The organism is Prauserella sp. PE36, from assembly GCF_003311655.1.
Taxonomy (GTDB): domain Bacteria; phylum Actinomycetota; class Actinomycetes; order Mycobacteriales; family Pseudonocardiaceae; genus Prauserella_A; species Prauserella_A endophytica.
Genome location: NZ_QEQT01000096.1, coordinates 1 through 12,748 on the forward strand (window position 1 = coordinate 1; position 12,748 = coordinate 12,748).

General features: G+C 68.4%; 9 protein-coding genes and 1 pseudogene. 9 read left to right on the plus strand and 1 reads right to left on the minus strand.

Translation table 11 applies throughout. The features are described 5' to 3' along the window. Positions 1-51: 51 nt before the first annotated feature. Positions 52-958, plus strand: a protein-coding gene (locus tag DI005_RS30065) for an IS5 family transposase (RefSeq protein ID WP_369973583.1) whose coding sequence is annotated in 2 segments (ribosomal slippage) — positions 52-422 and positions 421-958 — 909 coding nt in all. Because the reading frame shifts where the segments join, the coding sequence is not laid out codon by codon here. Between the two features lie 8 nt (positions 959-966). Then, positions 967-1,284 (plus strand): annotated as a pseudogene (locus DI005_RS30070) (NUDIX hydrolase); the annotation flags it as partial. Position 1,285: 1 nt separating this feature from the next. Here DI005_RS30070 and DI005_RS30075 read toward each other — a convergent pair. Then, complete coding sequence (locus DI005_RS30075) at positions 1,286-2,917, minus strand: reverse transcriptase domain-containing protein (protein WP_158559923.1); 1,632 nt, start codon at positions 2,915-2,917, stop codon at positions 1,286-1,288. A 1,019-nt stretch (positions 2,918-3,936) separates the two neighbouring features. On the opposite strand from DI005_RS30075, the gene DI005_RS30080 reads away from it, so the two are divergent. The 7 genes from DI005_RS30080 (at position 3,937) to DI005_RS30115 (ending at position 12,657) form a co-directional block, all read left to right on the plus strand. Then, the gene (locus DI005_RS30080; RefSeq protein ID WP_158559924.1) at positions 3,937-4,599 is read left to right on the plus strand and encodes a LysR substrate-binding domain-containing protein; all 663 of its coding nucleotides are present in this window, start codon (positions 3,937-3,939) and stop codon (positions 4,597-4,599) included. A 283-nt stretch (positions 4,600-4,882) separates the two neighbouring features. After that, positions 4,883-6,154 (plus strand): lytic transglycosylase domain-containing protein, encoded by a 1,272-nt coding sequence (locus tag DI005_RS30090; RefSeq protein WP_158559925.1) that lies wholly within the window; start codon positions 4,883-4,885, stop codon positions 6,152-6,154. A gap of 70 nt (positions 6,155-6,224) precedes the next feature. Further along, positions 6,225-7,745 carry a glycosyltransferase family 39 protein gene (locus tag DI005_RS30095; protein ID WP_113644403.1) on the plus strand — a complete coding sequence of 507 codons (1,521 nt, stop codon included), beginning with the start codon at positions 6,225-6,227 and terminating at the stop codon, positions 7,743-7,745. A 172-nt stretch (positions 7,746-7,917) separates the two neighbouring features. Beyond that, positions 7,918-9,405: a sugar ABC transporter ATP-binding protein gene (locus DI005_RS30100; RefSeq protein WP_113644404.1), complete on the plus strand. Its 1,488-nt coding sequence runs from the start codon at positions 7,918-7,920 to the stop codon at positions 9,403-9,405. Further along, entirely contained in the window at positions 9,402-10,460 is a 1,059-nt protein-coding gene (locus tag DI005_RS30105) for an ABC transporter permease (protein WP_113644405.1), read from the plus strand. The genes DI005_RS30100 and DI005_RS30105 overlap by 4 nt, the downstream gene beginning before the upstream one ends. Then, entirely contained in the window at positions 10,457-11,512 is a 1,056-nt protein-coding gene (locus DI005_RS30110) for a substrate-binding domain-containing protein (protein ID WP_112275138.1), read from the plus strand. Before DI005_RS30105 ends, DI005_RS30110 begins: the two co-directional genes overlap by 4 nt. A 29-nt stretch (positions 11,513-11,541) precedes the next feature. After that, positions 11,542-12,657 carry a Gfo/Idh/MocA family protein gene (locus DI005_RS30115; protein WP_369973632.1) on the plus strand — a complete coding sequence of 372 codons (1,116 nt, stop codon included), beginning with the start codon at positions 11,542-11,544 and terminating at the stop codon, positions 12,655-12,657. The last annotated feature ends 91 nt before the right edge of the window (positions 12,658-12,748 follow it).

Here is a 12,748-nt window from a genome sequence, read left to right on the forward strand (position 1 = left end):
CTAGGGCGTGTCTCCTAAAGATCTGCGGTGTGAGCTGGGATTGTTGATCGCATGTCACGGTTTGCGGTGCTTACTGACGCTCAATGGGCTCGGATTGAGCCGCTGATGCCGTCCTCGGATGGCCAGCGAGGCAGGCCGTTTAGGGATCACCGGCAGGTGGTCGAGGGGATCGTCTACCGATTCCGGACCGGGATCGCGTGGCGGGACCTGCCTGAGTCGTTCGGACCGTGGCAGACGCTGTGGAAGCGGCACAAGCGGTTCTCGACCGATGGGACCTGGGATAAGATCCACGCTCGGCTGGTCGCTGAGGCTGACGCCGCCGGCGGGGTGGACTGGACGGTGTCGGTCGACTCCACCATCAACCGCGCCCACCAGCACGCGGTCACCCTGCGACGGGTCGAACATCCCGCAGGTCGGCGGCCCACAGGGGGCTGAGCCGAACTACAAGGATCTACGCGCCGAGCCGCTTGATCATGCGCTGGGACGCTCGCGGGGCGGGATGTCGACCAAGATCCACCAGCTCGTCGACGGCCGCGGCCGCCCGCTGGTCATCGCACTCACACCCGGCCAGGCCGGTGACTCCCCCATGCTCGCGCCGCTGCTGTCCCACCTGGCCGTCAAACGGCTCGGTCCAGGTCGGCCGCGCACTCGCCCCGAGGCCTTGATCGGCGACAAGGCCTACTCATCCCGAGCGATTCGAGCCAGACTGCGAGCCCGGGGCATCAAGACCGTGATCCCACAGCCCGCAGACCAGATTGCTCACCGCAGACGGCGTGGCGCCGCCGGAGGCCGCCCACCCGAGTTCGACGCCCTGACCTACAAGCGGCGCAACGTGATCGAACGGTCCTTCAACGACCACAAGCAATGGCGCGGCATCGCCACTCGCTACGACAAGCTCGCCGCCGTCTACCGAGGAGGCATCGTCCTCCGCGCGATCACCCTATGGCTTCGGCAATAAGGAGACACGACCTAGGCGAGACGCTGACCCAGGCTGCCGTGCGCGAGGTCCGCGAGGAGACCGGTATCGAGTGCGAGGTCACGGGCCTGATCGGCATTTACTCCAACCCGAACCACGTCATCGCCTACGACGACGGCGAGGTCCGTCAGGAGTTCTCGATCTGCTTCCGTGCGAAGCCGTTCGGCGGTCAGTTACGGACGAGCAGCGAAAGCAAAGAGGTTCATTGGGTCACGCCAGAAAAGCTTGACGGCCTAAGACTCCACCCGTCCATCGGGCTGCGGATCGATCACGCGCTTAAGCAGGGAAATGTGCCTTTCTTCTCGTGACCTACGAGCGACTGGATCTGTCATCGAAGTCGCGCGATATCTTCGGACTCTTCCAGTCCATGTCGTCGAGTGCTCGTACAAGTAACTTGTTAACCTCGCTCTTCCGCGCGATTTGCTTGGCTAGTGGCATGTCTAAGCCAGTGTCCAGTGTGACCAATGAAAATACTCGCTCGATCAGAGGGTCGCGAACGTCATCGAATCGCGACCGGACTGTCTCCCAGCAGAATGTCGGATCAATTCTTGCTAAGCGCTGACCCGACACAGCTAGAAGCTGTGCACTATTACTGTTCGCAAACCAATCCCTGTATAATTCGGCCAGTTCTGGGCAGGTCTTACGAGACGGCACGGCTAGCGACAGCTGGGCCTTCACCCAGTCAATTCGACACCAAGGGGACTTTAGGTGAGCGACCAGCCATTCACAAAGGCCTTCCCAGGTTAACGGGTTCTCTCCTAAGGGGCGAAGGATGGGTTTCGACCCCTTTTTCTCCTCCGCTTTCGCGGCGCCACGCAAGTACCTACCGAGGCTATCCGCAACGTGGGGAATGTTCTTTGCATTATCGCGCCACGCTTCTTGTCGTGCGAAGGATTCATTCACTGTCAGCGATGAAAGCGCGGCGCGAATCCATGGTCGGGTTCCGTTCGGACCCTGCGTTAAAGCGAACTCTTCGAGTGAGTTCAGCAATTCCATGTCCTCGACATCGAGCACTTTGGATTCTCTGCCCGTGTACTCGTTCTGAACCACCTTTGAGCGAACTTTGATGTCGTCAATTTGCTCGAGTACGATTGCGTTGATGGCCTCCTGGGCCGTTCCGAGTCTTCCTTTCGACGAGTTCAATTCAAGGCTGAGGGTGCGTACGACTTCCTGGATCTCGACGTACAGGCTATAGAGTTCTTCCTCGTGCCCAAAGGCAACAATGTCATCCATCCACCTTGCAACTCGATCCACGCGTCCCAATCTGAGGTGAGATGCGAGAGTTTGGTCGAGTCGTTGCAAGAAAAAATTTGCAAGAGCGGCAGACGCGAAACTCCGTTGCGACAGACCCGAGCGACGTGAGCTCTTATTGTGTTCTTCGATTACGTGAGAAATTATCGAATAAGCCGCGCTGGCCCCCAGCCTTTCCCTTAGTCTCACGATCAGGTTATCTGTTTCGATTGATGCAAAGAACGATGTCAAATCTGCCTGGAGGCCTGACGGGCTGGAATCGCCACGTCGAACGTGCGATATGTAGCGGTCCCATTCCTCTTGTGCCTCATCTGATTCATCAGTTAATGCGTCCGTGGAGGACTCTTCTTGACGGTGGCGCCAGCCGAAAACAAAGTCGGGTAGATCTGAATGTATGCGCGGCATTGCTGACGCTGTGGCTGTGAGGTAAAGAAACCTCGAAATCGGGTCCTGAATTACGGCAGGCCGGACGCCTAAGTGCGTCTTTGGCACGTCCATCAAGTGGAAAACAGGTGCAAGGCGAAGTCGTCGAGTTGACGGGTCATAGTACTCTTCAAAGTCGATCTCGCCAATATTCTTTCTCAGCCACCAGTACTCGGGCCAATCCCACGGATCTCGATACCAGTCACCGTATGTCTCTTCTTGCCATAAGGCCAAACCGGCTTCGTCGTTCAGGCCGAAATCCTTCATGTTTGGATTGCTCCGTGGGGTCATTCTGCCGTTATCAGTCGTCGAGCGGAATCGTGCATTCTGCCGAACTTGGCTCTATGGGATCAAGGGCGCGCCGCCGTCGGCGGCGCGCCGGTCGCCTCGCGAGTCCGGCCGCGCGCGGCGGCCGCATCCATCCCCGGCACGCCCGGGCTTCCGCTCCGCTCCGCCCGGCGGCCGGTCGGCGCGGCCACCGAACGCGCGGCCGGGCTGCGGCAGCCGCCAGCGGCGCGCTTATAGATAGAGCCCACGTCCTGACCCTCCCTGGCAGGTTTGTTGCCCGTCCGTCGCTGCGATCGCACGAGTCGTTACCGCCGGTTGCCGGTTCGGCTCCACCCGAAGCCTGATCGTGACAACGGCCGGTAGCGCCGCGTCAAGGCGGGAAAGCGGGCCTTGACCCGACGCCACCGGCCGCGTCCTGGGCTTCGTATCGGGGTGGAGGGAGGGAGTGGGCGCGTCGATCTCAGGCCGTCTCCAGGCCGTGGGAGGCCGGGTAGGCGTGAGAGAAGTCGAGAACTGGTGGCAGACGTCCGCGCTGGTCAGCCGCCATGCGCCGGATCAGCGTCCAGGTCGGGTCCAGACCGGCGGAGAAAAGATCAACATGTGACCGTTTCGCGAGTCCCCCGCTCAGGCCCGCGAGTCCCCCGCTCAGGCCCGCGAGTTGCCCGCTCGGGCCCGCGAGTCCCCCGCTCAGGCCCGCGAGTTGCCCGCTCGGGCCCGCGAGTTGCCCGTTCGGGCCCGCGAGTCTCGCCTTCCGGACGCCGAGTTGTGCGTTCCGCGGTCCGGCCGGACCGGATGGCGAGTAAGAAACCCTCTCTGGTGACGGCGAGCGGCCGGCTCACCGTCGGGAACGCGCAACTCGGCGGCCTGAGTGCGCAACTCGCTGGCCTGAGTGCGCAACTCGGCGTCCTGAGCGGGGGACTCGCGGGCGGGAGCGGGGGACTCGCGCGGAACGCGAGCTCACGCGCGCGGGCCTGCTGGCGGCGGAGCAGGCGAGGGCCGTGCTCAGGGAGTCCGACGAGCTGCACAGCATCAGCCAGGTCCTGCGCGGTGAGCTCTCCGGCACCCTGCGGATCGGCTGCTTCACCACCCTCTCGCCCTGGCTCCTGCCGCGCATCATCGCCCATTTCGCGCACCGGCTCCCCGGTGTGCGGGTCGAGGTGCTGGAAACCTCGTCCGATGGGTTGCAGCAGCGCCTTCAGGACGGGGACCTCGACGTCTGCCTGATGTGCGCCCAGCACATCCGCACCCGGCTCGACCACGAGGAGATCGTGCCGGTCCAGCTCGTGCTGCCCGCCGAGCACCAGCTCGCGGATCGCGACGAGGTGGCGTTCCGCGAGCTCGGCGACGAGCCCGCGGTGCTGCTCGCGGTGCGGCCCGCGCGGGACCTGGTGGAGGAAATCCTGCGCAAGACCGGCTTCACGCCGAACGTGGCCTGGCGCATCGCGAACGTGGAGACCATCCGGTCGATGGTCGGGAGGGGGCTCGGCTACTCGGTGCTGATGGCAGGCCCGTGCCCGACAACGCCGTGGTGCTCGGCTACCGCACGGCAGCGTTCCGACGGCGAAGGTCCGTGCGCTCGCCGACTTCTGCCGTCGCGAGTTCGCCGAGGAAGGGCATCCCGTGCAGTGACGGCGTCCGGAACGCGCAATTCGTTGTCCTGAGCGGGCGACTCGCGGGCGGAAGCGGGCGACTCGCGGGCGGGAGCGGGCGATTCGCGGGCGGGAGCGGGCGACTCGCGCGCGGGCGTAGCCAAAGCCGGGGTGCATGGTGCAGGCTGGCTCTGGCATTCGGCGGATTCATCGTGGCGGCTGCTGGGGCGACAATCCTTTACCGGCGCTGGTGACGGTTCCGGCGGGCGACGACGTTCAAGGGGAGAACAGCATGCACCGATCCCACCGCAGGGCCCTCGCTCGTCGCAGGCGTGCGAACGCGAGAAGAGCCCGGGTGGCCTCGCTGGCCGCCGTGTCATTGGCCTTCGTGCCGTTCGTGGGTGGTGGCGCCGGATCGCTGCCACTGGCCGGAACCGGACTCCAGCAACCCTTCGGCGCCACCGGCGAGCTGCCCGCACAGCAACAGCTCAGCCCCCGGGTCCTTGCCGACGCGGGTGATCCGCTGGCGCTGGCGAGGGGCGGGGCGCCGCTGGGCGTGCCGATTCCCGAGCTCGCGGACGGCACCGGCGTCTCGGGCTCGTCGGCGACCGGCTCGCTCGGCATCCCCGGCGCCGTGCTGAAGGCCTACCACGACGCCGAGCGCTCACTCGCCTCGCTCAGCCCCGGCTGCAACCTCGACTGGAGCCTGCTGGCCGCCATCGGCCGAATCGAGTCAGGGCACGCGAGCGGCGGGCACGTCGACGGCGACGGCCGCACGCTCTCGCCGATCCTCGGCCCCCAGCTCAACGGTGCGGGCGCGTTCGCCGCGATCGCCGACACCGACGGCGGCGCGCTCGACGGCGACCGCGTGTGGGACCGGGCGGTCGGGCCCATGCAGTTCATCCCCGGCACGTGGCGCGCCTACGCCGCGGACGGCAATGGCGACGGGGTCGCCGACCCGCACAACGTCTTCGACGCCACGGTCGCGGCAGGCAAGTACCTGTGCGCGGGCGGCGGCGACCTCGGCAACCCGCAGGACCGCGCGCGGGCCGTCTTCCGCTACAACCAATCGGACTCCTACGTGCGCACGGTCCTGCTGTGGGCGAGCCTCTACGCGGGAGGCGTGACGCCGACGGCGAGCGCGCCCGGCCCGATCGTCCTCGCCGACGGCGGGCCGGTGCCCGGATTCCACCGCTCGCCGAGGGGCCAGAGCGCGCCGCCGCCATCGGCGCCGAGCGTGCGGCCCGGCCCCGCTCCCAGCAAGCCTCCCGCCACGGGCGCCCCTCCGGCCACGGACGCGCCTCCTGCCACGGGCGCCCCTCCGGCCACGGGCGGTCCCGGCACCACCACACCGCCGCCCGGCACCAGCGAGCCGGACCGCACCACGCCGACCACGCCGCCACCCTCCACGGACGAGCCGGATCCCACCACGCCACCGCCGACGTGCGAGCCCGCAGAGCCCACAGAGCCGACCGAGCCCACCACGACGGAGCCCACGGAGCCCACCGAGACGACGGAGCCGGCCGAGCAGCCCGCCGGCACGGAGCCCACCGAGACGCCCACGAGCACCGAGCCGACGGAGCCCACCGACACCACGGAGCCGCCTCCGCCGTCCTGCACACCCTGAGAGTGGCCCACGCCGCCGGTGGCGAGCCCCTCGCCGAGCGGGGGGAGGCCGCCACCTAGGGTGCGGCGGCATGGTGGGACAGGGCACGGCTCACGCGCCGCGCGCGGGAGCGCAGGCCGCCGTTCCCGCCTTCGCGCGCCTGCCGGTGCTCGCCGTCGCGGGCGCTGCGATGGCCGTGCTGCTCGCCGTCAGCGGCCGCTACGGCTACCACGGCGACGAGCTGTACTTCATCGCCGCCGGGCGGCACCTCGACTGGGGCTACGCCGACCAGCCGCCGATGCTGCCGCTGCTCGCGCTGCTCACCGACACGCTCTTTCCCGGCTCGGTGACCGGTTTCCGGCTGCCCGCGATCCTGTTCACCGGTGCGGGCGTGGCGATCGCCGCGCTCATCGCGCGCGAGCTCGGCGGCAGCGCGCGAGCGCAGGCCATGGCGGCCGGTGCCTACGCGTGCTCGCCGTTCCTGCTCGCCGGCGCGGGCCACATCCTCGCCACGCACATGGTCGACGCGTTCCTGTGGACGGTGATCTGCTGGCTCGTGGTCCGGTGGGTGCGGGTGCGCGACGACCGGCTGCTGTTCGCCGCCGCGCTGGTGACCGCCGTGGACCTCCAGGTGAAGTTCCTCATCCCCGTGTTCTGGGCACTGCTCGCGGTGTCCGCGCTCGTGCTCGGGCCGAGGGACCTGCCGCGCAGGCCGCTGCTGCTGGCCGGTGGCGCGATCGCCGTGCTCACGTGCGTGCCGACGCTCGCGTGGCAGGCGGCGCACGGCTGGCCGCAGCTGGAGATGAACGCGATCGTCGCGAGTGAGGTCGCGTTCGCGGGCGGGCGAGCCACCTTCCTGCCCATGGCGCTGGAGCAGGCCGGGATCGGCGTCGGCGCGCTGGCGCTCGTGCTCGGTGTGTGGTGGCTGCTGCGCTCGCCGCGGTTGCGCCCGTACCGGTTCCTCGGCCCCGTGGTGCTCGGGGTCACGACCGTCTTCTGGTTCACCGCGGGGCGGCCCTACTACGTCGGCGGACTGTTCGCGCTGTGTTTCGCCGTCGCCGCCGTGGAGCTGGACCGTGTGCTCGTCCCGCGCTGGCGGCCGGTCGTGCTGCTCGCCTACGCGCTTTCGGCCGTGGTCGCGGTCAGCTGGCTGCCCGTCAAGCCCGTCTCGGACTACGCGGGCAAGCCGTACAGCCCGATGAACATGGCGCTCGAGGAGTTCGGCTGGGAGGGCGTCGCGCGCAGTGTCGCCGCCGCCTACACGTCGCTGCCGCCGGGCGACCGGGCCCGCACGACGGTGGTCACCGAGACCTACTGGCAGGCCGCCGCGATCGAGAAGTTCGCTCCCGGGCTGCCGGAGCCGTACAGCGGAAGCAGGGGCTACTGGTACTTCGGTTCGCCGCCCGAGCAGGCCGTGGACGTCGTGTTCGTCGGCTCGACGCGTGAACGTCTGCTCGGCTACTTCGCCGGCGTGCGCAAGCTCGGCGAGGTCGACAACGGCCACCGGATCAACAACGTCACGCAGGGCGAGCCGATCTGGCTCTGCGAGGGTCGCGTGGCTCCGTGGACGGAGCTGTGGCCGCGGCTCCGCCACATGTCTTTCACCTGGTAGAGCCGCTTTTCTCCGACGACTACGCCAAGTAGTTGTTCACAAGCGCGCAACTTCACCTTGACGGGTGTTGTGGGTCACTCTACTTTTGCATGTCACAGGAGGAAGTGGGGCTGATGTGGATTTAAGTCTGCATGCGGCGAGCGCTGACGAGGGCGTCGAGCCACTGCTGGCGATGCGCGGCATCGTCAAGCTCTTCCCCGGGGTCCGTGCGCTCGACGGCGTCGACCTCGAGGTTCGCGCAGGCGAGGTGCACTGCCTGCTCGGCCAGAACGGCGCGGGGAAGTCGACGCTCATCAAGACGCTGGCCGGGGCGCACCAGCCCGACGCGGGCGAGATCGTGTGGCGCGGGGAGGCCATCACCCTGCCCTCGCCGGTGGCCGCCCTCAAGCGCGGCATCGCGACGATGTACCAGGAGCTCGACCTCATCCCGGGCCTCTCGGTGGCGGAGAACGTCTTCCTCGGCCACGAGCGGGCGCGGTTCGGCTTCACCAGGCCCGCCGCCGCCCGCGCCGAGACGGCCGCGCTGCTGGAGCGGCTCGGCCACGCCGAGATCTCGCCGGACGAGGAGGTCGGCAGGCTCTCCGCGGCGGGCCAGCAGCTGGTCTCGATGGCGAGGGCACTCGCGCACGACGCGCGGCTCATCGTCGCCGACGAGCCGACGGCCGCGCTCGCCAGCGACGAGGTGGACAACCTCTTCCGCATCATCGCCGAGCTGACCGCCTCGGGCGTCGCGGTGGTCTACATCTCCCACCGGCTCGAGGAGATCCGCCGCATCGGCCACCGCGTCACCGTCATCAAGGACGGGCGCACGGTCGCGGCCAACCTCGACGCGCGCGAGTCGCCGACCTCCGACCTCGTCGACCTCATGGCGGGCCGCAAGGTCCAGACGGCGTTCCGCGAGGTGGGCGAGGCGACGGTCGAGTTGGGCGACGTGCTGCTCGACGTGCGCGGGCTGAGCCGCGACGGCGAGTTCCGCGACGTCACGTTCTCCGTGCGCGCGGGCGAGATCGTCGGGCTGGCGGGGCTCGTCGGCGCGGGCCGCAGCGAGGTGCTGGAGACGATCTTCGGGGCGCGCAAGGCCGACGCGGGCACCGTGTCGGTCGACGGCAGGACGCTGCGACCCGGCAGCGTCGCGTCGGCCGTCAAGGCCGGGGTGGGCCTCGCGCCCGAGGAGCGCAAGAGCCAGGCGTTGCTGCTCGACATGTCGGTGACCCACAACGTCACACTCGCGAGTCTCGACGAGTACAGCAGGCTCGGCTTCTCGCAGCGGGGCAGGGAGACCAGGGACTCGGCGTCCACTTTGGATCGGCTCGACCTGCGGCCGGCCGACCCGTGGCGGCTCGTGCGCACGCTTTCCGGCGGCAACCAGCAGAAGGCCGTGGTGGCCCGCTGGCTCGTGCACGGCTGCCGGGTGCTGCTGCTCGACGAGCCGACGCGGGGTGTCGACGTCGGCGCCCGCGCCGAGCTGTACCGGCTCATCCACGAGCTCGCGGCCACCGGGGTCGCCATCGTGCTGGTGTCCAGCGAGATCCCCGAGGTGCTCGGGCTCGCCGACCGGGTGCTCGTGCTGCGGGAGGGCGACGTGCTGGCCGACCGGCCCGCGAACGAACTGACGGAAGGCGACGTGCTGGACATGGTCATGGAAGGAAGCGCAGCGTGACGAAGGCACTCGACAGACCGCCGGTGCGCTCCGCGGGCGTGAGCGCACTGCGCCGCTCGGTGCGGTTCGACGTGCGGTTGGTGGGCCTGGCCGGTGTGCTGGTCCTGCTGTGCGTCATCGGGCTCATCACCAGGCCGGAGACGTTCCTGACGCAGGACAACCTCTCCACGATGCTGCGGCTCGCCGCCGCGATCGGCGTGGTGAGCGTCGGCATGACGTTCGTGATCATCGCGGGAGGTATCGACCTCTCGGTCGGCTCGATCGTCGCGCTCTCCAGCGTGTGGATGACGACGCTCGCGACGCAATCGTACGGACCGGTCGTGATGGTCCTGTGCGCGTTGCTGGTCGGCCTCGGCTGCGGACTGATCAACGGGGCGCTGGTCTCCTACGGCAAGGTCGTCCCCTTCATCACCACGCTCGCGATGATGGCCTCGGCCCGCGGTCTCGCCGAACGGCTGTCGGGCAGGCAGACGCAGGTCGTGACGGAGACCGGGTTCACCGACTTCTTCCGCGCGTCGTTCCTCGGCATTCCGGTGCTCGTGATCATGCTCGCGCTGGTGTTCGCGGTCGGCTGGATCGTGCTCAACCGCACCACGTTCGGCAGGCGTACCTACGCCATCGGCGGCAACGCCGAGGCGGCCCGCCTCTCCGGCATCAACGTGAAGCTGCACACCGCGCTCGTCTACGGAATCAGTGGCCTGTGCTGCGGCATCGCGGCGATCATGGTGGTCGCGCGGACCACCTCCGGTGCCTCCACTAACGGCCTGTTCTACGAGCTCGACGCGATCGCGGCGGTGGTCATCGGCGGCACGTTGCTTTCCGGCGGCCGGGGCAGCCTCATCGGCACCCTGATCGGCGTCCTGATCTTCACCGTGCTCAACAGCATCTTCACGCAGAACAACCTCGACACCGACATCCAGAACATCGCCAAGGGCGCGATCATCGTCGGCGCCGTGCTCCTGCAGCACACGACGGCGAGGCGGCGCAAGCGAAAGCCCCCCGCTCGAACGGACCCCGACCCGCAACCGACCAACACCAACGGGAGCCAGTCATGATCCAGACCAACTTAGCCCGACGCGGATTCCTCTTCGGCGCGGCCGGACTCGGCGCTGGCGCGGTGCTGGCCGGCTGCACGTCGAACGAGCCCGAGCAGCAGAACAACCCGCAGCAGCAGAACCTCGCGCAGGGTGACAACGCCCAGCCGGGGCAGCCGGTGACCATCGGATTCTCCGCGCCCGCCGCCGACCACGGCTGGATGGCGGCGATGACGATCAACGCGAGATCCGCCGCCGAGCAGTTCTCCGACGTCACCCTCAACGCCACCGAGGGCACCAACGACGTCAACCAGCAGATCGCGCAGGTCGAGTCGCTCATCAACGCCGGGGTCGACGTGCTCGTGATCCTGCCCTTCGACGGCAAGGCGCTGACGCAGGTCGGCCGTCAGGCCATGGACGCCGGGATTCCCGTCGTCAACGTCGACCGGGTCTTCGACACCCCGCTCGCGTACCGCGCGTGGATCGGCGGCGACAACTACCGCATGGGCGTCAACGCCGGCAACTACATCGCCGAGCGGCTCCAGCGAGAGAACGTCAACAACCCCGTGATCGGCGAGGTCGCCGGCATCGACTCCCTGCCACTGACCCAGGAACGCAGCCAGGGCTTCCGCGACGCCCTGCAGCGCCACGGGCTCAGCGTGGGCCCGCGTGTCTCGGCCGAGTTCACGCCGGAGTCCGGCGAGCGGCAGACGGCGAACCTGCTGCAGGGCGCGCAGACCCTGCACGCGCTGTGGAACCACGACGACGACCAGGGTGTCGGCGTGGTGGCCGCGATCGAGAACGCGGGCCGCAACGACTTCTTCATGGTCGGCGGCGCGGGTTCCACGAACATGATGAACCTGATCAAGGCCGACTCCGGCCCGGTCAAGGCGACGGTGCTCTACAGCCCGTCGATGGCGTCGTCGGCGATCGCGATGGCCCGGCTGCTCGGGCAGAACAAGGGCCTCGGCGACCTCGCCGAGCACGAGATCCCCTCGGAGATCACGACGTACTCGGCCGTCGTCACGAGGGAGAACGTGGACAACTACATGGACGTCGGGTTCGACTCGTGACGGATGGTGCACAGTCGCTCGGCATCGCCATGGTGGGGCACGCCTTCATGGGTGCCGTCCACTCGCACGCGTGGCGCAACGTCCACCGCTTCTTCGACGTCCCGCTGAGCCCGCGTCTCGTGGTGCTCGGCGGGCGCGACGAGCAGCGGGCCAAGGAAGCCGCCGGCCGCTTCGGCTGGGAGTCGGTGGAGACCGACTGGCGGGCGATCATCGAGCGGGAGGACGTCGACCTCGTCGACATCTGCACGCCCGGTGACACGCACGCCGAGATCGCGATCGCCGCGCTGGAGGCGGGAAAGCACGTCCTGTGCGAGAAGCCGCTCGCCAACACGGTCGCCGAGGCCGAGCGCATGGCCGAGGCGGCGGCCCGCGCCGACGCACGCGGCGTGCGGTCGATGGTCGCGTTCAACTACCGCCGGGTGCCCGCGCTGTCGCTCGCGCGCAGGCTCGTCGCCGAGGGCAGGCTGGGCGAGCTGCGGCACGTGCGTGCGGTGTACCTGCAGGACTGGCTCTCCGACGCCACCTCGCCCATGACGTGGCGGCTGCGCAAGGAGCAGGCCGGTTCCGGATCGCTCGGCGACATCGGGGCGCACATCGTGGACGCGACGCAGTTCGTCACCGGTGAGGTGATCACCGGTGTCGCGGGCCTCACGGAGACCTTCGTGCGCAGCAGGCCCGGCGCGGGCGGCGCCGAGGAGGCCGTGACGGTCGACGACTGCGCGGTGTTCCACGGCAGGCTCTCGTCGGGCGCCGTGGCGACGTTCGAGGCGACCCGGTACGCGCTCGGCCGCAAGAACGCCATGCGCATCGAGGTCAACGGCTCGCGTGGCAGCCTGGCCTTCGACTTCGAGGCCATGAACGAGCTGTGGTTCTACGACGGCGACGAGCCGGGGGAGACCGCGGGCTTCCGCCGCATCATCGCCACCGAGCCGGAACACCCTTACGTGAGCGCGTGGTGGCCGCCCGGCCACGGCCTCGGTTACGAGCACACGTTCACCCACGAGATCGCCGACCTCCTGCGGGCGATCGGCGACGGACAGTCCCCCGAACCCGGTTTCGCCGACGGCCTGCGCGTGCAACGCGTGCTGGACGCGGTGGAGAGCAGCGCGGCCGACTCTTCGCGCTGGAAACAAGTGGAGGAATAGACGACCAACGGCACGGTCCCCGCCGGTCGAACAAGAGGAAAGGTACAAGTGCGACGAAGCAGTAGTACCACGCAACGTAGACGATCTCCTC